Origin of the sequence: Streptococcus mitis, assembly GCF_946188615.1 — a bacterium.
GTDB lineage: Bacteria > Bacillota > Bacilli > Lactobacillales > Streptococcaceae > Streptococcus > Streptococcus mitis_BZ.
In genome coordinates, this window is sequence record NZ_CAMHVK010000008.1 from 1 (window position 1) to 22,478 (window position 22,478).

Annotated in this window: 25 protein-coding genes and 1 other RNA gene; 8 read left to right on the plus strand and 18 right to left on the minus strand. The window is 40.5% G+C overall.

Annotated features, from left to right (window positions below; all coding sequences use genetic code 11):
• Positions 1 to 129: 129 nt before the first annotated feature.
• From OCF95_RS08385 to OCF95_RS08405, 5 genes are all read right to left on the minus strand, one after another.
• Complete coding sequence (locus OCF95_RS08385; RefSeq protein ID WP_084946942.1) at positions 130 to 1,464, minus strand: Nramp family divalent metal transporter; 1,335 nt, start codon at positions 1,462 to 1,464, stop codon at positions 130 to 132.
• Positions 1,465 to 1,884: 420 nt separating this feature from the next.
• Positions 1,885 to 2,232: a transfer-messenger RNA gene (gene ssrA, locus OCF95_RS08390) on the minus strand.
• A 61-nt stretch (positions 2,233 to 2,293) separates the two neighbouring features.
• A complete protein-coding gene (locus tag OCF95_RS08395) occupies positions 2,294 to 2,929 on the minus strand; it encodes an SGNH/GDSL hydrolase family protein (protein WP_000290664.1) in 636 nt (211 codons plus the stop codon).
• Position 2,930: 1 nt separating this feature from the next.
• Entirely contained in the window at positions 2,931 to 3,758 is an 828-nt protein-coding gene (locus tag OCF95_RS08400) for an HAD family hydrolase (protein WP_261105228.1), read from the minus strand.
• Positions 3,759 to 3,779: 21 nt separating this feature from the next.
• A complete protein-coding gene (locus tag OCF95_RS08405) occupies positions 3,780 to 5,105 on the minus strand; it encodes a CapA family protein (protein WP_001189732.1) in 1,326 nt (441 codons plus the stop codon).
• 174 nt (positions 5,106 to 5,279) lie between these two features.
• Between OCF95_RS08405 and def the strand changes: the two genes are divergently transcribed.
• From def to OCF95_RS08420, 3 genes are read left to right on the plus strand one after another with little or no spacing between them, the layout of a single operon-like run.
• Positions 5,280 to 5,891 carry a peptide deformylase gene (gene def, locus OCF95_RS08410; protein ID WP_001272937.1) on the plus strand — a complete coding sequence of 204 codons (612 nt, stop codon included), beginning with the start codon at positions 5,280 to 5,282 and terminating at the stop codon, positions 5,889 to 5,891.
• Positions 5,892 to 5,935: 44 nt separating this feature from the next.
• Positions 5,936 to 6,664, plus strand: coding sequence for a 23S rRNA (guanosine(2251)-2'-O)-methyltransferase RlmB (gene rlmB / locus OCF95_RS08415; protein ID WP_024057830.1), 729 nt, complete (start codon positions 5,936 to 5,938; stop codon positions 6,662 to 6,664).
• 46 nt (positions 6,665 to 6,710) lie between these two features.
• On the plus strand, positions 6,711 to 6,902 hold the full coding sequence (locus tag OCF95_RS08420; RefSeq protein ID WP_000693432.1) for a hypothetical protein: 192 nt from the start codon (positions 6,711 to 6,713) through the stop codon (positions 6,900 to 6,902).
• Here the strand turns inward: OCF95_RS08420 and trxB are convergent.
• The 7 genes from trxB to OCF95_RS08455 form a co-directional block, all read right to left on the minus strand.
• On the minus strand, positions 6,899 to 7,810 hold the full coding sequence (gene trxB, locus OCF95_RS08425) for a thioredoxin-disulfide reductase (protein ID WP_000272299.1): 912 nt from the start codon (positions 7,808 to 7,810) through the stop codon (positions 6,899 to 6,901). The two genes, OCF95_RS08420 and trxB, sit on opposite strands and share 4 nt — an antisense overlap.
• A 65-nt stretch (positions 7,811 to 7,875) precedes the next feature.
• A complete protein-coding gene (locus OCF95_RS08430) occupies positions 7,876 to 8,100 on the minus strand; it encodes a DUF4059 family protein (RefSeq protein WP_000926599.1) in 225 nt (74 codons plus the stop codon).
• A 77-nt stretch (positions 8,101 to 8,177) separates the two neighbouring features.
• Entirely contained in the window at positions 8,178 to 8,921 is a 744-nt protein-coding gene (locus OCF95_RS08435; RefSeq protein ID WP_000590982.1) for an amino acid ABC transporter ATP-binding protein, read from the minus strand.
• Entirely contained in the window at positions 8,921 to 9,721 is an 801-nt protein-coding gene (locus OCF95_RS08440) for an amino acid ABC transporter permease (protein ID WP_001103445.1), read from the minus strand. The genes OCF95_RS08435 and OCF95_RS08440 overlap by 1 nt, the downstream gene beginning before the upstream one ends.
• A 157-nt stretch (positions 9,722 to 9,878) precedes the next feature.
• Positions 9,879 to 10,235: an arsenate reductase family protein gene (locus OCF95_RS08445; RefSeq protein ID WP_261105229.1), complete on the minus strand. Its 357-nt coding sequence runs from the start codon at positions 10,233 to 10,235 to the stop codon at positions 9,879 to 9,881.
• Positions 10,236 to 10,247: 12 nt separating this feature from the next.
• Positions 10,248 to 10,757 carry a methylated-DNA--[protein]-cysteine S-methyltransferase gene (locus OCF95_RS08450; protein ID WP_261027571.1) on the minus strand — a complete coding sequence of 170 codons (510 nt, stop codon included), beginning with the start codon at positions 10,755 to 10,757 and terminating at the stop codon, positions 10,248 to 10,250.
• On the minus strand, positions 10,757 to 11,251 hold the full coding sequence (locus tag OCF95_RS08455) for a GNAT family N-acetyltransferase (RefSeq protein ID WP_261027573.1): 495 nt from the start codon (positions 11,249 to 11,251) through the stop codon (positions 10,757 to 10,759). The genes OCF95_RS08450 and OCF95_RS08455 overlap by 1 nt, the downstream gene beginning before the upstream one ends.
• Before the next feature lie 134 nt (positions 11,252 to 11,385).
• On the opposite strand from OCF95_RS08455, the gene OCF95_RS08460 reads away from it, so the two are divergent.
• Both OCF95_RS08460 and trhA read left to right on the plus strand, forming a co-directional pair.
• On the plus strand, positions 11,386 to 11,832 hold the full coding sequence (locus OCF95_RS08460; RefSeq protein ID WP_000858732.1) for a DUF1836 domain-containing protein: 447 nt from the start codon (positions 11,386 to 11,388) through the stop codon (positions 11,830 to 11,832).
• Positions 11,829 to 12,476: a PAQR family membrane homeostasis protein TrhA gene (trhA, locus tag OCF95_RS08465; protein ID WP_001098000.1), complete on the plus strand. Its 648-nt coding sequence runs from the start codon at positions 11,829 to 11,831 to the stop codon at positions 12,474 to 12,476. The genes OCF95_RS08460 and trhA overlap by 4 nt, the downstream gene beginning before the upstream one ends.
• Positions 12,477 to 12,495: 19 nt before the next feature.
• On the opposite strand, the gene pdxT is transcribed toward trhA, so the two are convergent.
• From pdxT to nox, 3 genes are all read right to left on the minus strand, one after another.
• Entirely contained in the window at positions 12,496 to 13,077 is a 582-nt protein-coding gene (gene pdxT / locus OCF95_RS08470) for a pyridoxal 5'-phosphate synthase glutaminase subunit PdxT (protein WP_261105230.1), read from the minus strand.
• Complete coding sequence (gene pdxS / locus OCF95_RS08475) at positions 13,078 to 13,953, minus strand: pyridoxal 5'-phosphate synthase lyase subunit PdxS (RefSeq protein ID WP_031237274.1); 876 nt, start codon at positions 13,951 to 13,953, stop codon at positions 13,078 to 13,080. It abuts the gene before it with no gap.
• A gap of 152 nt (positions 13,954 to 14,105) precedes the next feature.
• Entirely contained in the window at positions 14,106 to 15,485 is a 1,380-nt protein-coding gene (gene nox / locus OCF95_RS08480) for a H2O-forming NADH oxidase (RefSeq protein WP_023948278.1), read from the minus strand.
• Positions 15,486 to 15,793: 308 nt separating this feature from the next.
• Here nox and OCF95_RS08485 point away from each other — a divergent pair, with 308 nt between their 5' ends.
• The 3 genes from OCF95_RS08485 to OCF95_RS08495 are packed head-to-tail and all read left to right on the plus strand — an operon-like array spanning position 15,794 to position 18,645.
• On the plus strand, positions 15,794 to 16,717 hold the full coding sequence (locus tag OCF95_RS08485; protein ID WP_261105231.1) for an FAD:protein FMN transferase: 924 nt from the start codon (positions 15,794 to 15,796) through the stop codon (positions 16,715 to 16,717).
• Between the two features lie 59 nt (positions 16,718 to 16,776).
• Complete coding sequence (locus OCF95_RS08490; RefSeq protein ID WP_033681385.1) at positions 16,777 to 17,382, plus strand: NADPH-dependent FMN reductase; 606 nt, start codon at positions 16,777 to 16,779, stop codon at positions 17,380 to 17,382.
• Between the two features lie 18 nt (positions 17,383 to 17,400).
• Positions 17,401 to 18,645: an NAD(P)H-dependent oxidoreductase gene (locus OCF95_RS08495; protein ID WP_061589828.1), complete on the plus strand. Its 1,245-nt coding sequence runs from the start codon at positions 17,401 to 17,403 to the stop codon at positions 18,643 to 18,645.
• 115 nt (positions 18,646 to 18,760) lie between these two features.
• On the opposite strand, the gene OCF95_RS08500 is transcribed toward OCF95_RS08495, so the two are convergent.
• The 3 genes from OCF95_RS08500 to glyQ form a co-directional block, all read right to left on the minus strand.
• Positions 18,761 to 19,018 carry a DUF896 family protein gene (locus tag OCF95_RS08500; RefSeq protein ID WP_000371299.1) on the minus strand — a complete coding sequence of 86 codons (258 nt, stop codon included), beginning with the start codon at positions 19,016 to 19,018 and terminating at the stop codon, positions 18,761 to 18,763.
• Positions 19,019 to 19,060: 42 nt separating this feature from the next.
• Positions 19,061 to 21,097, minus strand: a complete 2,037-nt coding sequence (glyS, locus tag OCF95_RS08505; protein WP_261082871.1) for a glycine--tRNA ligase subunit beta — start codon at positions 21,095 to 21,097, stop codon at positions 19,061 to 19,063.
• Positions 21,098 to 21,356: 259 nt separating this feature from the next.
• Positions 21,357 to 22,274, minus strand: coding sequence for a glycine--tRNA ligase subunit alpha (gene glyQ / locus OCF95_RS08510; protein WP_000038733.1), 918 nt, complete (start codon positions 22,272 to 22,274; stop codon positions 21,357 to 21,359).
• Positions 22,275 to 22,478 lie beyond the last annotated feature (204 nt).

A 22,478-nucleotide genomic window follows, 5' to 3' on the forward strand; every position in this document is an offset into this window, starting at 1 on the left:
TATCATCATAACTCAATTTCATAATAAAACACCCCAAAAGTTAGATTTTTTCTGTCTAACTTTTGGGGTGCAGTACAATCTTGGGTATCTTTTTTCTTATATGCTTGTTTTATAACTCGGGTGAATTTCTTAGAAAATATCAAATAACAATTTCACATTGAGAATTGTTAAGATAATGGAAACGATATAGCCAAGGAGGGTATTCCATTTGGCATTGGTAAATTCTCCCATCAGTGATTTCTTAGAAGTTAGATAAATCAGTGGGAAGATTGAAAATGGAAGAGCAATCGAAAGAAAGACTTGTGAATAAACCAATAACTGATCCAATGTTTTTTCCTGATGACCAAACAGAACCGCTACAATCATGACAGGCAACAAGGCAAAGAGACGAGTTGCCAAACGAATGAACCATTGAGGTAATCTCATATGCAAGAAACCTTCCATAACGATTTGTCCAGTCAAGGTACCCGTAATTGTCGAATTTTGACCACTGGCTAATAAAGCCAAGGCAAACAAGGTTGATAAGGTCGAGCTAGCTATAGCTCCTGCAATAGTAGAATCCTGCAAGGCATTATACATTTGAGAGAAGGCAGAAATCTCAGATGCATGGCCGAAAAAGAGAGCCGCCCCGAGAATTAATAGAAGGGAGTTAACCACAAAGGCCAAGGATAATTGGAGATTTGAATCCCAGGTCATAAAGCGCACGGCTTTTCGAACATCATTCTTGTCCTTGTGATTGATTTTCCGAGTTTGAGACAAGGAAGAATGCAAATAGAGGTTATGGGGCATAACCGTTGCTCCCACGATCCCTAGTGCCAAGGTTAATTGACTTTCATGCCCTGGCAAGGGACTTTCAAATAAGGTTGCATTCGGTAGATAACCCTCAACGATTCCTTGGAAGCTTGGATGTGACAAAGCTACCAGATAGGTAAAAATTGCTAGAATGGTTAAAATCAGTGTTGTCACAATAGCTTCAATCTTCTTAAAGCCAAATTTCATCAGAAGCAATAAGAGAAAAACATCCAACACGGTCAAGAGAATTGCTATCATAATCGGAATCTTAAAGAGAAGATTGAGAGCAATCGCTGAACCTAGAACTTCTGCCAGATCTGTCGCCATCAAGGCTAATTCTAAAATCACCCATAGACTATAACGAAGCCATTTAGGTGAATGATGAGCCGTTGCTTGAGCCAGGTCCATCTGGGTTACAATACCAAGCTTTCCTGCCATCTGCTGAAGTTGCATGGCAATGAGAGATGAAATCAAGATAACAAACAAGAGACTATACTTATAGGAAGCACCACCGACTACACTGGTAATCCAGTTTCCTGGATCCATATAACCAACTGCGACAAGAGCACCCGGACCTAAAAAGGCATTTAAATTTTGCCAGAAATGATTGTTATTTGGAGTATCGATAGATTGATTAATCTCAGAGAGTGACACTTTTTTATGAGAAGACATAGATACTTACCTCTTTCTAAACCTACTTTTTCATTATTTTCTATTAGAGAAAAATAAGATTGACTTTAAACTATTAAAACAATGAAAACTATATGAAAAACATTTAGTTTTTTCATTATTTTTCTTAAGGCACCTTAATATTTTTCTTAAGGCACCTTAATATTTTTCTTAAGGCACCTTAATTATAACACAAAAAATGAAAACTATATGAAAAACATTTAGTTTTTTCATTATTTTTCTTAAGGCACCTTAATTATAACAGAAAATATGATAAAAACTTAAGAAAATTCAGGACTTGATTTAATATTTAGGATACAACAAAATGTTGTATTCTTTTTTTGCAAAAGAATACCAAAGAATAAAATAAAAAACGTTGTAAAAACAACGTTTTAGAAAGATTTACAAAACAATGTAAATTATCAATGGAGCCGGTGGGAGTCGAACCCACGTCCAAACATCTGCTAACATATTTGTCTACAACCATAGGTTATGTATTCGTTTAACAGTCCCTCGACACATAACTCAAGCCTAGAAACCGCGAGTCTATCAATCTCTTATCAAGCCGCTAGACAAGGCTTGATCGTATCTCGCTAATAATAAGACCTGTCATTGAACACGAGCAATCCAAATCGGGTCACGCCTGCTGGTTTTTAGGCAGCTAGAGCGTAAGAAGTGTTATTTTTTGCAGTTATATTTAACTGAGCGTTTACGTCGCCACACGAGTCGCAAAATATGCCTCATAATGCCTGTCGAATCCGTAACGACCCCAAAAGACAATAAAACCATTATACCTTATCTAACTCAAAAATGCAAAAAGGAAAGCAATTAACTACAAAAGATAGTCTTTCAAAGATTTTGTCAAAACCTGATAACCGGGAACACTAAGGTGCAACCCATCAGTTGTATAATCTTTTTTGAGTTGGCCTGCCTGGTCTGTCAAACTATCAAAAACTGGCGCAAATTCTACCTGCATATAGGCAGAGGAAAGTTCTTTATAGGCTTGATTCCATTTCTGAATTTTTTCATTCGTGCGGATATAGACTGTCTGCTTGTACTCCTCGCCCTCATTGACTGGCAAAATGGAAAGCAATTTTATCTCTGTCAGTGGATAATCGCGAGCAATGGATTGTATGATAGATTCGAGATTATTGAGAGCCTCATTCACAGGCACATCTTTTCCGATATCGTTCGTCCCAATTAAAAGGACAATTTTATCTACCGCCCCACCGTACAGATGCGCATCCAGATTCTCTAATAACAGCCCTGTCTGATAACCTCGAATGCCTCGATTGACAATCGTCTTTGCAGTCCCAAATAGTTCCTGCAGAGGATAATATTCGACAATGGAATCCCCAATAAAAAGAATGTCTGGCTCTACAACAGAAACCTGATTTAAGTGACGATACTTGGTTTGGATTTTTTCTTGTTCCTTTAGTAACCAATTTTCTAATAACTGTACTGCCACTTCATTCTCCTTTTTCTAACCAATTTTCCAAGACTTGGTAAACTCCTCCTTGGCTGTTAGCTGGTGCTAGAGCAGTCGCCACAGCTTTGGCTTTCTCATCAGCATTTTCCATCGCATAGGCAATTCCAGCCATTTCAAGCATTTCAACATCATTTTCACTGTCACCAAAAGCCATAATTTGTTGGGGGTTCAAGTCCCAGCGCTTGAGTAATTCTTCCAAGCCCCATGCTTTATGAATTCCAGCTTGAAGGATATCAATGCAACCATAGCCACTCGATACAGCACGAACACGGCCATCAAAGAGGTCATTGATTTCTTCCAAGACCGAACTCAAACGTTCCTCACCAACAACCATACTCATCTTGAGCACACCACCAAAGAGATCAGATGTTAACTCGTCCACAAATTGCATCCGTTGGTAGAATTTTTCAATCATTTCTGGAGTCATAAAACTTTCAAGGTCTGTAAAAATCGTACCTTCTTTGACGAAACCACCCTTCATAGACGTTACAACAAACTGATCCTGACACGCTCGACCCTTAAAATGAGCCAAAGCCTTATCGACAATGGCATCATCCCAAGTCTGAGCCTGAATCAGTTCATTGTTTTCAAAAATACGAGCACCGTTTGCAACAACCAGAACCACCCGATCGACCAAGTGCTCCAGTAGTTGCCTCATGCGGTGAATTTCATTCCCAGTCGCAATGACAAAACGAATACCCCTTTTATCCAACTGATCTAAAATCTTTTCCAAACGTGGGAGATCAAGCTGGCCTCTAGCATCCAGCAAGGTCCCATCCATATCTGTTGCAATTACCTTAATCGTCATTTACTTTCCTCTGGATTCAAGCTAGTCCCACTTCAATCCCACATGTTCGTTCATTTCTTTGTAGGCTGTATCAATTCGTTCCTTAGTCGCTTCATCTAACTGGTCACGATGACTACCACCCTCGATAAAATCTTCTAAGATATAAGTTTGGTATAGGAATAGTGGATAACCTTCTGGAGAATAGGTTCCTTTTGGTGTACGGTTTACCCAAGAAGGATGCGCTTTTGCAGTTTCGATTGTCGTCTTACCGGCTTTTTTCTTAATAGTCACATCCATGAGCACGCCGCGCTCTGTCCACTTAGCATTCTCTTCATCTTGCATGGTTTCAATTCGTTGATTGGAAATGAAGTTCCCCATTGAATAGATAATGAGTTTCTTGTCCCCATCTTTTTCAACCGTTTCAGATGGTTCAACTACGTGAGGGTGCCCTCCAAAGATAATATCCGCTCCCCAATCGATCATCTTGTGATAAAGAGCCTTTTGTTCTTCAGTTGGTTCCAAGCGATACTCCACACCCATCTGAGGCATGATAATGGTGATATCTGCTTCCTTCTCTGCTCGTTCAATTTCAGCCTTCATCTTGTCTTCATTTAGGTCTGAAAGATAGCGGTTATAGTCTTCTTGAGAAATACTTTGCTCAATTCCATTAAAACCATAAGAATAGGCTAAAAGTGCAACCTTGATGCCGTTCACTTCCTTGATAACCAGTGGAGCTTGATCACGTGACTCATGCGTATACACTCCAATAGGTGTCATTCCTGCCTTCTCAATAGCATCTGCTGTTGAAACCACACCTTCTATTTGTGAATCTAGGATATGGTTATGCGCCAAGTCTAGCACTTGATAACCGGCATCCTTGATGGCATCCATAACTTCACCAGGTGCATTAAATAGAGGATAACCTGCCAAATAGTGGTCCTTGTTCACAGTACCTTCAAAATCACCTATAATTAGGTCTGCTTGTTTGAGCCATGGTTTCACATAATCAAAATTCTCATGAAAATCATAGGTCCCATCTTCTTTTAAAGCCGAACGATAAATAGGAATATGATAAAGGAGGTCCCCATTGGCCATAATTCTAGCAGTTTTTTCCTCTTCCTGATCTTTAGTATTTTGATTGGTCTTATTTGCTTCTTGAGAAATGGCATCCTTTTTTTGACTGGTTAAGGGGATTCCTTGGAAGCTTTCAAACAACAAGACCAAGCCCATTGATAAAGCAACTGCTAGCAAGAGTATCGCCACAAATCCCTTATTGCTCCACTTGCGATAACTCCTAAAAAAGTTTACAAAGCCTCTCACAAAATGAAAAACTGGTCCACGTTTATGTCTATCTTGTCTTCTTTGCATCTTCATTCTCCCTACTTTCTAATGCAAGCCTTTTCTTTTTATTATATCACAGATAAGTATTTCTTTCACAATTGAATTGAACTTCCTATCTATTTTCTATAAATCCTAAAGGCTGTAATACTTTCAATCCTTGTCATTTTGTGATATCATGTAGAGGTAATGAAAGGAGAGAAAATGTCTGCAATAGAACGTATTACAAAAGCTGCTCACTTAATTGATATGAAAGATATTATCCGCGAGGGAAATCCAACTCTACGCGCGGTTGCTGAGGAAGTCACTTTCCCCTTGTCTGACCAGGAAATCATTCTCGGTGAAAAGATGATGCAATTCCTCAAACATTCCCAAGATCCTGTCATGGCTGAAAAGATGGGGCTCCGAGGTGGTGTTGGACTTGCTGCTCCTCAATTAGATATCTCAAAACGTATTATCGCTGTTTTGGTACCAAACATTGTTGAAGAAGGTGAAACTCCGCAGGAAGCCTACGACTTACAAGCCATTATGTACAATCCAAAAATCGTCTCTCACTCTGTTCAAGACGCTGCTCTTGGCGAAGGAGAAGGTTGCCTCTCTGTTGACCGCAATGTGCCTGGCTATGTTGTTCGCCATGCTCGCGTTACTGTTGACTACTTTGACAAGGACGGCGAAAAACACCGTATCAAGCTCAAAGGCTACAACTCCATCGTTGTTCAGCATGAAATTGACCACATCAACGGAATCATGTTTTACGATCGTATCAATGAAAAAGACCCATTTGAAGTTAAAGATGGTCTACTGATTCTTGAATAAATAAAATCCCGTTGCAAGACGGGGTTTTGTGTTATAATAGAGGCATGAAAACAAATGATATTGTCTATGGCGTCCACGCCGTTACCGAAGCCCTCCTTGCAAACACAGGGAACAAACTTTACCTCCAAGAAGATCTCCGAGGTAAGAATGTTGAGAAAGTCAAGGAACTGGCTACAGAAAAGAAGGTATCCATTTCTTGGACCTCAAAAAAATCCCTCACTGAGATGACTGAAGGTGCTGTTCATCAAGGTTTTGTTCTACGAGTGTCTGAATTTGCCTATAGCGAGCTGGATCACATCCTTGCCAAAACACGCCAAGAAGAAAATCCACTGCTATTGATTCTGGATGGTCTAACTGATCCCCATAATCTAGGTTCTATCTTGCGAACAGCCGATGCGACCAACGTTTCAGGTGTCATCATTCCCAAGCACCGTGCTGTCGGAGTTACTCCTGTCGTTGCCAAAACGGCCACAGGTGCTATTGAACACGTTCCAATTGCCCGAGTGACCAACCTCAGTCAAACCTTAGACAAACTCAAGGATGAAGGGTTCTGGACCTTTGGAACGGATATGAATGGTACTCCTTGCCACAAGTGGAATACAAAAGGGAAAATCGCCCTCATCATCGGAAATGAAGGAAAAGGCATCTCTAGCAACATCAAAAAACAAGTTGATGAGATGATTACCATTCCTATGAATGGACATGTTCAAAGTCTCAATGCCAGTGTTGCTGCAGCCATCCTCATGTACGAAGTTTTTCGAAATAGACTATAAAAAAGTTTCCAGTCATCTGATTGGAAACTTTTTATGATTATACTCAATGAAAATCAAAGAGCAAACTAGGAAGCTAGCTGTAGACAGCTCAAAGCACTGCTTTGAGGTTGTAGATAAGACTGACGAAGTCAGCTCAAAACACTGTTTTGAAGTTGTGGATAGAACTGACGAAGTCAGTACCCATACCTACGGTAAAGCGAAGCTAACGTGGTTTGAAGAGATTTTAGAAGTGTATTAACTATGTTCTGTGATAAATTTATAAGCTTCTTGACCAGCGATAGCTCCATCTCCAACTGCTGTTGTCACTTGACGAAGGTCTTTCTGGCGAACATCTCCAACTGCAAAGATACCGTCAACTGCAGTTTTCATGTGGTTATCTGTCACAATCCAACCTGCCTGATCTTGGATATTCAATTCTTTAACAAAATCGCTAAGAGGATCCAATCCAACATAGATAAAGACACCACCGAAGGCTTGTTCTGTCACTTGACCTGTTTTCACATTTTCAAAAACGACAGATTCTACTCTGTTTTCACCCTTGATTTCCTTCACTACAGAATCCCAGATAAAGCTGATTTTCTCATTCGCAAAGGCGCGGTCTTGTAAAACCTTTTGGGCACGAAGTTGGTCACGACGGTGAACAATGGTAACAGTCTTAGCAAAACGAGTCAAGAAGAGGGCTTCTTCGACAGCTGAATCTCCGCCACCAACTACCAACAAATCTTGGTCACGGAAGAAAGCACCATCACACACGGCACAGTAAGAAACACCACGACTGTTCAGTTCTTCTTCTCCAGGTACTCCCAAAGGACGGTGTTTAGAGCCAGTCGCTACGATAACGGTACGAGTTTCATATGTTTGGTCATCAGTCATCACTTTCTTAAAATCACCATGGTCTTCGACATTTTCAACATAACCATAAATGTGCTCAACACCAAGATTTTCAAGCGGTTCAAACATCTTTTCTGCCAATTCTGGCCCACTAATATTAGCGTATCCAGGGTAATTTTCAATATCAGATGTATTATTCATCTGACCACCTGGCAGACCACCTTCAATCAAGGCTACTTTCAGATTGCTTCGAGCAGCATACAAGGCTGCAGTCATACCTGCAGGTCCAGCACCGATAATAATAGTATCGTACATATAGTTTCCTTCTTTCTTGTTGTAACTATCTTTATTCTAACTCTTTCTTGTCAATCAAGCAAGGATTATGCCTTGAAAACAAGAATTAAACTCATAACCGCAAAGGATAATACTGGAACAACCAAGACACCAATCATAATCATATCATAGAGATGGGCTTGGCGAGCCTTGGCTGTCTTATCAACTCCCGACATGGCTCTCAGTCCAATCCAAATCCCTAAAAAAATCAGGACGAGGATGGTGGTCAAGATCAAACTCTCGAAATATAAAGAAAATAGTTGCAGTAGCATGATTTCTCTCACTTCTATCTTTTTTAAAGAGTAAACTCAGCTAGTCCAGCTAACTGAGTTTTCCTTTATCTATTATATCAAATATAAGTCCGTTTGTAACTAGCGAAGAATTCTTTTGTCCGCTCTTCTTTTGGATGGTGGATAATCTCATCTGGTGTTCCAGACTCAATAATCTTCCCCTTATCTAAGAAGAGAATCTTATCCGCCACTTGGGCTACAAAGGACATGTCATGACTGACCAAAATCATGGTTTGACCTGACTTAGCAGCATCTGCAATCGACTTCTCTACTTCACCGACCAATTCTGGGTCAAGAGCTGAAGTTGGTTCGTCTAAGAGCAAGACATCTGGTTTCATAGCAAGAGCACGCGCCAAGGCAACCCGTTGCTTCTGTCCACCTGATAAATGGCGAGGGTAATGGTTTTCACGGTCAGAAAGCCCAACCTTAGCCAACTCTTCCTTGGCAATCTTGGTTGCTTCTTGGTCAGATAATTTCTTGACAACAACCAAGCCTTCTTTCACATTATCAAGTGCTGTACGGCGCTCAAACAAATTAAACTGCTGAAAAACCATAGACAGCTTACGACGAAGGGCAAGGATTTCTTCTTGAGTGATTTTAGAAAAATCAACTGAGAAATCATCAATCTGAATAGAGCCACTGTCAGGTGTTTCAAGATAATTGAGACTACGAAGAAAAGTTGATTTTCCAGCTCCTGAAGAACCAATCAAGGCTACTACTTCCCCTTTTTGAATATCCAAGTTCAGATGATCCAAGACAGTCTGTCCTGAAAAGGATTTGCTTAAATTCGAAATCTTAATCATTAACGAAGGTCTCCTTTCACATCTGTTTGGACTGTATCGGGTGCAGAAATAGCCATTTTTCTCTCGATGAAACGACCGAGGCTTTCAATTCCGATATTGACTACCCAATAAACAAGGGCAACAGAGATGAAGCGCTCAAAGTAACGATAATCAGCTCCACCCAGAATCTGAGCTTGGGCAAAGACTTCCACAACACCCGCACTGAAGGCTAGAGAAGTCCCTTTGGTCAAGCCGATTAGGGAATTGATTAAGGTTGGAGTTGCCACAACGGCTGCATTTGGAATAATCACGCGACGATAAACTTGTGCTCGGGTCATCCCCAGACTGCGTGCTGCTTCAATCTCACCAGGATTGACTGAGAGAATGGCTGCACGAATAGTTTCACTAGCATAAGCTGCCTCATTAAAGGCAAAGGCGACAATTGCAAAAGCAGCGGCTGGAATCGCATTGATATTGAAACCAGTTCCCCATTGCTGATTGAGAGCTTTCAAAGCCAAAGGGATTCCGTAGTAGGTCAACATGAGTTGAACCAAAATCGGTGTCCCTTTTAAGAAACTAACAAAGAAGGCCTGCAAGGGATATAAAATTTTGACACGATTGATTTTCACAATGGCAAAAAGAAGTGCCAAAACCAAGCCAAAAAGAGCACCACCAATTGTCAACATAATCGTTATTGGAAGTTGTTGAACAATTCTTGGGATCCCATCAAAGACCGAACGCAAGCTAAACAGCTTGCCATCCGGAATCAATTGCATCAAATTTTGGTACCAATCTGATGCTAAAATCGTTGTAACATTCATAAAAACATCCTCTCCTGCTAATGATTCATTCTACCATACTTCTGCCGTCAATGAAATTATTTGCTACGGTCAGATACAGACTTTGTCTACCTACTAGTTTATCATACTTTGAAACAGGGAGGTTATATATTTTATCTATCAAAGAGATAAGTAAAAACTATTTCAATCCCAATTCTTCATAAGGTTTTCGATAACCGATTTGCTTAACAGTTCCATCCTCCACTAAAATCGGTCGTTTTAACAACATTCCGTCGCTTGCTAGCAACTCGGCCGCTTCTTGGTTTGACAGACTTCCTACCTTATCTTTCAGCCCCAATTCACGGTATTTGATTCCACTGGTGTTGAAAAATTGCTTCAACTCGAAACCTGAGGTCTCTAGCCAGTTTAAAATGACTTCTTGACCAGGTGTTTCTTCCACGATGTGAACAGCTTTATAGTCTACACCGAGTTGGTTTAATTCTTGTTTTGCTTTTTTACAAGTTGAACATTTTGGGTATTCGATAAATTCTAACATGTCTTTCACTTTCTATTTTATATCTTTAAAATCTGCGCCTTCATGCTCCAAGAGCCAAGCTTTCTTTTCCACTCCTGCAGCATAACCTGTCAGACGCTTGCCAGCTCCCAGCACCCGATGACAAGGTACTAGGATAGACCACGGATTGCGTCCCACTGCCCCACCAATTGCTTGAGCAGAATCCACTTGTAGCTCTTGGGCTATTTGTCCATAGGTCACTGTCTGACCATAAGGAATTCCCTGTAGATAGGACCAAACTCGCTTTTCAAAATCCGTTCCGATTGGAGCCAAGGGCAAGTCGGATAAATCCTGAGACTTGCCTTTAAAGTAATCATCTAAGCAAGCAATAACTGGGGTTAAAATGGGATGACTAACAACTGCTTCTATCGTCTCATCTCCTAGTCCCCTCTCAAAATGCTTCTGCTCCTGCACCCAAATGCCATACAAATAATGGTCATCAGCTACGAGAGAAAAGGAGCCAATTGGCGAAGAGTAAAGCATTTTTGCGTACTTCTTTTGCATTATTTCTTCAATTTTTGATAGGCCAAGCGTTCGCCATCAACTGGAACCTTACCAACCTGTTTAAAACCTAGTTTTTCAAAGATATGCTGCATGGCCTTGTTTGCAACATGCGTATCTGAGCGAAAATCTAGATAATCAAAACCTTCAATCAAGCCCTCTAAGAAGGTTTGAGCAACTCCCTGTCCCTGGACATCTGCTGCCACAGCAATACGGTGAAAGACTAGGTACTCTGACTCTCCAGCTTGCCATTTCCCTTCATAAATGGCTTCATAGGCTGCCTCTGGACTTTTGGTCACAGCTGCATATGCTAGTAGTTCTCCCTCTTCCAAGGCTACGTAGGCTTGACCTGAGATAATATCCTCAATAATAATATCAGCATTTGGATAACCATTTTGCCACTGGTCACTACCAGCATCTGCTAAACATTTTTTAGCATCCTCCATCACCTGCATGATGGTATCTACTTCATTTGGAAAAGCTAAACGAATTTCCATCTTTTCTCCTCATTTCTGACTAGTTTCTCCCATCATAGCATAATTTAAGCCTTTTCACAAGCAGTTAAAACTTGACTTTCTATTTCTATTATTTTATAATCTAGTTATTAAAACTAGATAAAAAGGAGTTGAAAATGAAAACTACCTTTTCCTACCCAAAATGGGCAGAAATCCCAAATATTGACCTCTATCTGGACCAGGTTTTGCTCTATGTCAATCAGGTCTGCTCCCCTATCTCTCCTGATAAAGACAAGGGCCTGACAGCATCCATGGTCAACAATTATGTGAAACATGGTTACCTAACAAAGCCTGACAAGAAAAAATACCAACGCCAACAGATTGCCCGTCTGATTGCTATCACAACCCTCAAGTCGGTATTCTCTATTCAAGAAATAGCTCAGACACTTAATACTCTCCAAACTCAAGCAAGTTCAGACCAACTCTACGATGCTTTTGTGGACTACATGAACCAAGGAATTGACCCAGCTAACCCCATTATCCAAACCAGCTGCCAAACCGTTAAACTCTATCATCAAACCCTAGCCTTAATCGATCATACTCAAGAGGAGGTAATCCAATGAACACTAGTCTTAAACTCAGCAAACAACTCAGTTTCGGAGAAGAGATTGCTAATAGTGTGACCCATGCCGTAGGTGCAGTCATCATGCTCATCTTACTGCCTATTTCATCAACCTATAGTTATGAGACACACGGATTTTTATCCTCTATCGGCGTTTCCATTTTCGTTATTAGTCTCTTTCTCATGTTCCTATCATCCACCATTTATCACTCTATGGCCTATGGTTCGACCCACAAATATGTCTTGCGAATCATTGACCATTCTATGATTTATGTTGCTATTGCTGGCTCTTATACACCTGTCGTACTGACTTTGATGAATAACTGGTTTGGCTATCTGATTATTGCTATCCAGTGGGGAACGACCATCTTTGGTATTCTCTATAAAATCTTTGCTAAAAAAGTCAATGAGAAATTTAGCCTTGCTCTTTACCTGATTATGGGCTGGTTGGTTCTGGCTATCATTCCTGCCATTATCAGTCAAACAACGCCAATTTTCTGGAGTCTCATGGTAACTGGCGGACTCTGTTATACAGTTGGAGCTGGATTTTACGCCAAGAAAAAACCTTATTTCCACATGATTTGGCATCTCTTTATCCTAGCAGCATCTGCCCTCCAATACATTGCCATTGTTTATTATATGTAAAAAAGTTGAGAATTTTTTCTCAACTTTTTTCTTTACACATATTGATAAAGTACTGGTGCAAGCTTACATCATCAGTCAATTCTGGATGAAAGGAAGTTACCAGCATATTTTTTTCTTGGGCTGCAACGATTTGATTGTCAACTGTTGCTAGAATTTCTACATCTTCTCCAACACTACTGATAATCGGCCCGCGAATAAAGGTCATCGGAATCTTGCCAACTCCCTTACATTCTGCTTCCGTATAGAAACTTCCTAGTTGGCGCCCATAGGCATTGCGCTCGACTACCATATCCATAGTTCCTAGATGACTCTCTTCCTGAGAAGTAATTTCCTTAGCCAGCAAAATTAAACCTGCACAGGTCCCAAAGGCTGGTAAGCCAGATAGAATGGCTTCTCGAATGGGAATCAGCATGTCCTGCTCACGTAAGAGCTTGCCCATGGTTGTAGATTCTCCACCAGGTAATATCAATCCCGACAAATCACTCTGATGTTTCTGAAAATCATCTAGATTTCTGATTTCAACACTCTCGACACCTAATTGATCTAGCACTTTTGCATGTTCTGCAAAGGCACCTTGCAAGGCCAATATTCCAATTTTCATCTATTTTCCTCGCTCAGCCATGAGGATTTGGATTTCATTTTCATTAATACCCACCATGGCTTCTCCTAAATCTTCAGAAATTTGAGCCAGGATTTGAGGATTTCGGAAGTTAGTCACAGCCTTAACAATAGCACTCGCTCGTTTAACAGGATCTCCTGACTTGAAAATACCTGAACCGACAAAGACGCCCTCTGCCCCTAATTGCATCATCAGCGCAGCATCTGCTGGTGTTGCAACACCTCCAGCAGCAAAGTTTACAACTGGCAATTTTCCATGCTCATGGACGTATTGAACCAATTCTACAGGGACTTGTAAGTCCTTAGCAGCAACATAAAGTTCGTCCACACGTAGATTTTGAATGCGGCGAATTTCCTGATTCATCATACGCATATGACGAACAGCTTGGACGATATCCCCCGTACCTGGTTCTCCTTTTGTACGAATCATAGAAGCACCTTCAGCGATACGACGCAAGGCTTCACCCAAGTCCTTAGCCCCACATACAAAAGGAACTTGGAATTCTTTCTTATCCACGTGGAAACGGTCGTCAGCTGGAGATAGAACTTCACTCTCATCGATATAGTCAATTTCGATAGCCTCTAAAATCTGAGCTTCAACAAAATGCCCAATTCTGACCTTGGCCATTACTGGAATGCTAACCGCTTCTTGGATTTCCTTAATCATCTTTGGATCACTCATACGTGAAACCCCACCAGCTGCACGAATATCAGCTGGAATCCGCTCCAAGGCCATCACAGCTGCCGCACCAGCAGCTTCTGCAATACGGGCCTGTTCAGGGTTCTGAACGTCCATGATAACCCCACCTTTAAGCATCTGTGCCAAGTTTTTATTTAGTTCATAACGATTTTCAGTCATTTCTTTATCCTCATCATTTGTATTGGTAGCTACCATTTCATTTTAAGTTAGATTAAAATGAAGTACAAGATAAAAAAAACGTAATTGTGTGGGTACAGATTGGCTAAAAAAACTATCTGACCTTAGCTTAAGGCCAGATAGTTCATCAAATTTTATTTTTCAGCTGTAAGGGCAGCCATTGTGATGTAGTTATATGGTTTGTTGAAGTGTGGCAAGAAGAATAGGTCTGTCAATGCCAATTTATCAATTGTCACATGCTCTTGGATAGCAAGTGAGAACATGTGGATTCCCATGCTGATTGCAGAATCGTGTGAAACCATTTGTGCACCAAGAATTTCACGGCTATCTTTGTCAAAGACAATCTTGATGGCAACTTCATGGTTGTCATGCTTCATAAATTCTGGTTTTTGAAGATCGTTAAAGCCTGTTTCAGTTGCATTGTAACCAGCAGCTTTCGCTTTTTCAAGAGTCAAACCAGTTGAAACCATGTGAAGACCGTAGATTGAGATACCGTTTGATCCTTGAACACCGATTCCTTCCAATTCATGTCCACATGCGTTATATGCACCAACGATACCAGTACGAACAGCGTTTGAAGCAAGCGCGATGTAGCTAGTGTCTTTACGAGCGTTGTCATAAACAGTCGCACAGTCACCTACTGCGTAAACGCCTGGGATAGATGTTTCTTGTTTTTTGTCTACAAGGAAGGCACCGTTACGGAATAGTTCAATTTTTCCATCAGCAAGGGCTGTGTTTGGACGGAAACCAACTGCAAGGATAACCATATCCACATCAAAAGTTTCTTTATCAGTAATCAAGCGTTCAACTTTACCGTCACCCTCGATTGCTTTAACAGTTTGACCAAGCGCCAAGCGGATGTTGTGGTCTTCCAAGTTCTTCGCCATCATTTGTGTGAAGTCTTTGTCATAGTAACCGTTCAAAACAGTATCAACGATATCAACAAGGACAACTTCTTTTCCAAGACGTTCAAAGGCTTCAGCAAGTTCAACACCGATATAACCACCACCAACAACGGCGATTCGGTCAAGGTGTTGACTCTTATCAGACAATTTGTGAATCACTTCTTCAGCGTTTTGGTACAATTTAACGAATTGTACATTTTCAAGAGTTGCTTTAAATTCGCGGTTTCCTTTAACAATTTCAACACCTTCGATTGGTGGCAAGATTGGTGTAGAACCTGTAGCGAAAATCAATTTATCGTATGATTCTTTGTGCTCTTTTCCTTCAACTTCTGCTGTAACTACTTTGTTATCATAGTCGATTGAAAGAACTGGTGAATTCATGTATACCTTAGCACCTTTAGCTTCCAATTTTTCTTTATCAGAATAGAACAAGCCTTCAGCACCGTCAATTTGTTCACCGATCCAAAGGGCCATTCCACATCCTAGGAAAGAGATGTTAGAATTTTGGTCGAATACAACAATTTCGTTCTCATTTCCAAAATTATCCAACATAGTATTAATACATGCTGTACCAGCGTGGTTAGCACCAACTACAACGATTTTACTCATAGAAAAATTCCTACCTTCAATTTTAAATTTACCTCTCTAGTATAACATTTACTGTTAGCGTTTACAAGAGTTTTGCTAATTTTCCCGTTTTTTTTGTAAAAAAATGTAAATAATCTGTATTTTATCAGTCTTTCTTACAATTACTCTTTATTTTCTGAGCATATTTCTTGACAAGTTTACAAATTTTATTTGTGAAAACGCTGACTTTATGGTATGCTAGTATCATGAAAAGAAAATGTAAGGGGTTAAATTTAATATAAATTTACTATATTTCAGCCTTCTTTTCATAAAAGAAAGGAGTTGGTAGCTTGCCTCTTAGTTCACATTCCGAACGGCTAATGGGGACTACTATCACTATTGCATTAGTAGATGAACGAGCCGATAGCTTGATCCAGAAATCCTTTGATTTACTCAGAGAGCTCGAATACCGCTTCAATGCCAATAGCCAAGAATCTGAGTTGATGGAAATCAATCATCAAGCTGGAATAGCCCCAGTCAAGGTTCATCCTGATTTGTTTGAATTGATTTCACTTGGATTAGAACATAGCCTAGCGCCCTCTAGTCATCTCAACATCAGCATTGGTCCCTTGATTCAAACCTGGCGCATCGGTTTTTCAGATGCCAAAGTGGCCCAACCTCAAGAAATTGAATCGGTGCTCCCTTTAATCAATCCTCATTCTATCGAGTTAGATTCTTCCACTTCCACTGTGTTTTTAAAACAGAAAGGAATGAAGATCGATCTTGGTTGTTTAGCCAAGGGGTATAGTGCGGATAAGGTTGCCCAATTTCTGAGAGAAGAGGGAGTGACATCAGCCTTGATTAATTTGGGAGGAAATATCCTAACCATTGGTAAAAATCAGGAAAGAGGCAATCAGCCTTGGCAAATCGGGATTCAAGACCCAGCCAATCCTAGGGGAAATCACTTAATGACCATCCCTGTTGTCAATAAATCTGTCGTGACTTCAGGCATTTATGAACGTCATCTGACAGTCGATGGAAAAGACTACCATCATATTTTTGACAGTCAAACAGGATATCCTGTTGAAACGGAACTAGCTAGTCTGACAATCATCTCTGATAAATCAGTCGATGGCGAAATCTGGACAACTCGACTCTTTGGAGAAAGACCTGCTTCTATCCTCTGGCAAGTCGAAAGTTTGGAGGGCATAGAAGCCATCCTTATCGATAAAGAAGGTCATCTAAGCTGTTCTTCAGGAATTCCTACTCTATAGAAATAGATATTTCAATAGAGTTCTAAAATCGTATTATGTAAAAAGAGAAAGGAAATCTCATGTTAAAACTTATTGCTATTGTTGGAACAAATTCAAAACGTTCTACAAACCGCCAATTGCTTCAATACATGCAAAAACACTTTGCTGAAAAAGCTGAAATTGAACTTGTTGAAATCAAGGATATCCCTGTCTTCAACAAACCAGCTGACAAGCAAGTACCTGTTGAAATTTTAGAAATTGCTACTAAAATTGAAGAGGCAGATGGCGTTATTATCGGTACTCCTGAGTATGACCACTCTATCCCAGCTGTTTTAATGAGCGCTCTTGCTTGGTTGTCATACGGTATTTACCCACTGTTGAACAAACCAATCATGATTACGGGTGCTTCTTACGGTACACTTGGTTCATCACGTGCCCAATTACAACTTCGCCAAATCTTGAATGCTCCAGAAATTAAAGCGAGTGTCCTTCCAGATGAATTCTTGCTTTCACATTCTCTTCAAGCCTTCAACCCAAGTGGAGACCTAGTAGATCTTGATGTTATCAAAAAACTGGATGCTACTTTTGACGACTACCGTATCTTTGTAAAAATCACAGAAAAATTGCGCAATGCACAAGCACTACTTCGCAAAGATGCAGAAGACTTTGACTGGGAAAATTTGTAAGATAGGAGACCAAAAAGAATGAAATTTGTTGGACTTGTAGGATCAAACTACGATCAATCATATAACCGTAAGCTCTTGGAATTCATCCGTCGTCACTTCAAACTCAAATTTGAATTAGAAGTCCTCGAAATTGATGAAGTTCCAATGTTTAACCAAGACGAAAAATGGGACGAAAGTTTCCAATTACGTTATTTATATAACAAAATTACTCGTGCTGATGGTGTTATCATCGCTACTCCTGAGCACAACCACACAATCTCAGCTTCCCTAAAATCTGTTCTTGAATGGCTTTCATACGAAGTACATCCATTTGAAAATAAACCAGTCATGATTGTGGGAGCATCTTACTATGACCAAGGTACTTCTCGTGCCCAAGTTCACCTCCGTAAGATTCTTGACGCTCCAGGTGTCAATGCCTACACACTTCCAGGAAATGAATTCCTTCTTGGTAAAGCTAAAGAAGCTTTTGATGTTAATGGAAATATCACAAATGAAGGAACTGTTAATTTCCTTGAAACATGTTTAGACAACTTTGTAAAATACGTGGGAGTCGTTTCAAAATTGAAAAAACCAAAACCAATTGAGCCAGAAGATTTATATTGTACAAATTCAATTGCAACTACCATCCAAGGTGTTGATCCAGATGATCCAGAATGGGTAGAAAAAGCTGCTGAACTTGTTGGAGCTGTTTCTGGAGATACTTACGTTAAATTAGACCACGGTATCTTGACAGTTAACCAAATTGATATGTTCTTAAAAGCAATGCCATTTGAATTGACATTTGCAGATGATAACAATCAATTCTTGTACTTTAATAACGCACACCAAGACCCTGATACAATGTTTGGTAAACGTGTACGTGCTCAATCAGGAAATAGATTAGGAACAGTACACGGTACATTGCCTGATTCTAGAATGAAAAACGTTGAATGGGTTGTCGGCGTATTGCGTAACGGGGATCAAGAATATGTCCGTACAATTGTGCCAGGAACACCTGAAGGTGTTATTAATACCCATAATTACCAAGCAATGTACTACCCAGATGGTTCATATGCTGGAATTAATGAAATTATCTTTAATTTCCAACCATGGCTTGACTGGTACCTCAATACAACTGGTCAACGTTTAGTCGGTGGAAATGCTGCAGCTCCTGCTGGCGGACATGGTCACGGCGATGCAGATGCTACATCTGGAGCTTCTGATTCAGGTGATGCCGGTGGTCACGGTGGTGGCGCAGACGCTACATCTGGAGCAAGTAACTAATAATAGTTTTAGGAACCATTTTGGTTCCTTTTTAAGTGACAAAAGACCAGCAGTTTGTGTCTGCTAGTCTTTTGGTTATTATTTTATCTATCCTTATTAAAAGAAAGAATATTTATTATGAATTTGGGTCATCGAGACTTCTGCCATGTAAACCTTTTTCACGTTGTACCTGACGTAGTTTTTCTGGTGTAACATCGTTTCCTTCTTCGTCCACAATTTTGATTCCTTCGATGTGGTGACGAACAGTGCGACGATACCCTTCGATGTACTCCTCACGTAGTTTGGCTTGTTCTACTTTTTCTTCTGGGGTCAAGCCTTCTGTTTTTTTCTTTTTGGCAAGCTCGTTGATACGATCAATTTTTTTAGGATCCATGTTTCTCTCCTTTAAGATAAGATTTAATCCGTTCAACAGATTTTATTTGGTATTGATTTGGTTAAAACGTGCAAGTTTAGCTGCTTTCTTGGTTAATTGCGACAAGATTGCCAAACGATTTTGACGGACTGCTTCATTTTCAGCCATAACCATGGTATTCTCAAAGAATGCATCAATGACTGGGCTAAGAGCAAAGAGTTGTTTCAATTGCTGACTGGCAGATCCTGATAAAATAAGTGATTCTACTGCTTCCGCCAAAGCTTTTTCTTGGTCATTTTCAAAAAGTGCTGAATCAACTGTTGCAACTCCTTCTACCTTTTCAGCCAAGTTAAAAGCACGAGAAAGTGATTCCACAGATGGTTTGAAGTCTTCTTCCTTGCTTGCTTCTACGAGAGCACTTGCTGCTTCCAACATATCTGCCACAACAAAGTTCGAACTTGCAAGTACAGCTTCCTTAATATCTTTTGGAGTAGAGCCCATCATCTTATCAACACGAGCCTTGATAAAGTCCATAACCTCTGCTTTATTTTCATAAGTCAAGCTGTCAAATGTTAAAGCATAAAAGCTATCGATCAGCTCATCCATAGCAATGTGCCAACCAAAAGCATCCAAGATACGAACTACACCTTGAGTTGCACGACGAAGAGCATAAGGGTCATTAGACCCTGATGGAATCAAACCTACTGAGAAGAAGCTCAAAATCGTATCCAATTTGTCTGCAATGGCAAGCACTGCGCCGACCTTGCTCTCTGGAAGTTCTCCTTCAGCTGAAGTAGGCATGTAGTGTTCACGAATAGCAGCTGCCACCGCTGGAGTTTCACCAGCAAGAAGGGCATATTTCTCACCCATAATTCCTTGGAGCTCGTCAAATTCGCCAACCATACCTGTCAACAAGTCAAACTTGTAAATGGCTGCTGCACGAGCTAAGTCAATCGTTTCATCCGCTGACAAACCAGCTTTTTCTGCCAAGAGAATAGCAATCTGCCCCGTACGAATCATGTGTTCACGAAGGGAACCAATCTTCTCATGGAAGGTGACATTGTTTAATTTTTCAACAAGATCTGAAATCACCAATTTTTGGTCTTCACGCCAGAAGAATTCACCGTCTTCTAAGCGAGCTACTAAGACTTTTTCATTTCCTTTAATGACATTTTCCAAATACTCTGCGTTTCCGTTACGAACAGAAATGAAGTTTGGCAATAGTTTACCGTCTTGATCACGAACAACAAAGTAACGTTGGTGTTCTTTCATTGAAGTCACCAAAACTTCTTCTGGAACTTCAAGGTATTTGGCATCAAAACTTCCCATAAAGGCAGTTGGGTATTCAACCAAGTTCAAGACTTCATTAAGCAAATCAGCATCAATTTCGATACGTACACCATGCTCAGTTTCGATTGCTTTGATTTGGTCAACAATCATTTGCTCACGTTCACGAGGATCCGCGATTACAAACTGCTTACGAAGGTCTTCTTCGTAGCTCAATGCTGACTGAATCTTAGTTTCTTGTCCCAAGAAACGATGACCACGGCTGACACGATCTCCCTTGATATCAAGGAAATCCAAATCAAACTCTTCTTCATCTAAAAGAACAGTTAAAGTGTGAACAGGGCGGATATATTCAAAGGTGTTGTTAGCCCAGTGCATGCTGACAGGGAAAGTCAAGGACTTCAAGACATCTACAACACCAGGAACAATGGCTTCAACTGCTTGACCAATTTCTTCCTTAGTGACATAGACATATTCTTCACCCTTAATTTCACGAAATTCGATATCTTCAACAGTCAAGCCTTTTCCTCGGACAAATCCTTGAGCTGCTTTGGTGAAATTTCCATCACTATCCAAGGCAATTTTCTTTGCTGGCCCCTTAAAATCTTCTGTCAAATCAGACTGTTTGTCTGCAAGACCAGTCACACGAACAGCCAAACGACGGGGTGTTGAGAAGGTTTGAATAGCTTCAAAAGACAGGCGGTTTTCCTTGAGGAAGGCTACCATTTTTTCGCCTAGTTGTTTTTCACTTGGTGTGACAACATAGGCTGGTAATTCTTCAAGACCGAGTTCTACTAATAAGTTTTTTGTCATGTTTTTTCCTTTACATTTTCTTCAATCTTTTTTGATATGCACCTTAGGTACTGGGGACGTCGCTAACTAACTTTGTGAGTCTGTATGGAAATCTAATACTAAATTGATCAAGATTTCCAACAGTCTCATCAAAGTGGATTTAGCTGACTAATTTTTGAACCTAAGGTTTCAAAAATCCCCACATAACAGTACGGCGGTGCATATCCCTCTAGCAAGTCTTCGACTTGCCTCTAACGATTTTAGAGCACAATATTACTCACTATTCTGCGTCTTCTGCTAAGAGTTTAGCTCGTGTTGCTTCATCCAAAAGTGGGTAGCCTAGGCGTTTTCGTTCTGCGACAAAGGTTTTAGCTACGACACGGGCCAAGTTACGGATACGGGCGATATAGCCTGCGCGTTCGGTTACAGATACGGCACCACGCGCATCAAGCAGGTTAAAGGTATGTGAACATTTGAGAACATAGTCATAGGCGGGGTGAACCAAACCTTCTTCCAAAGCACGACCAGCTTCTTTTTCAAACTTATCAAAGTTTTCAAGCAACATTTCTTGATCCGAAATTTCAAATGAATATTTTGAGTGTTCGTACTCAGGCTGGATGAAGATTTCTCCGTATTTTACACCATCAGCCCATTCGATATCATAGACAGAGTCTACTTCTTGAATGTAAGAAGCCAAACGCTCTAAACCATAGGTAACTTCCGCAGTCACAGGGCCAGTTGCCAATCCACCGACTTGTTGGAAATAAGTGAACTGAGTGATTTCCATACCGTCAAGCCAAACTTCCCAACCAAGACCAGCTGAACCAGTTGATGGGTTTTCCCAGTTATCCTCAACAAAACGGATGTCGTGCTCCAAAGGATTGATTCCCAATTTTTCCAAAGACTCAAGGTAAAGTTCTTGGATGTTTGATGGAGATGGCTTCATGACCACCTGGAATTGGTGGTGTTGGTAAAGACGGTTAGGATTTTCTCCGTAACGACCGTCAGCAGGACGACGTGATGGCTCTACATAAGCCGCATTCCATGGCTCAGGTCCGATAGCGCGAAGGAAAGTGTAAGGACTCATTGTTCCCGCACCTTTTTCATTATCATAAGCCTGCATAAGCATACAACCTTGGTCATTCCAAAATTGTTGCAAAGTCAAAATAATTTCTTGAAATGTTAATTTCTTAGACATTGTTTACTCCTTTTTATATAAATTACTTGCGACACGAGTCTGCCTCGTCGATCATACGAGGCAAGACGAGTTAGTACTGCGTCTAGCTCAGGCACTCTAGTGCCGAGCGTGGGGCAGTCCGACTATAAGGAGGTTTCTGCCACTGACGCAGTGGAAAGTCAATTTTTTAGACATTGTTTACTCCTTTAATTTATATTATCTTCT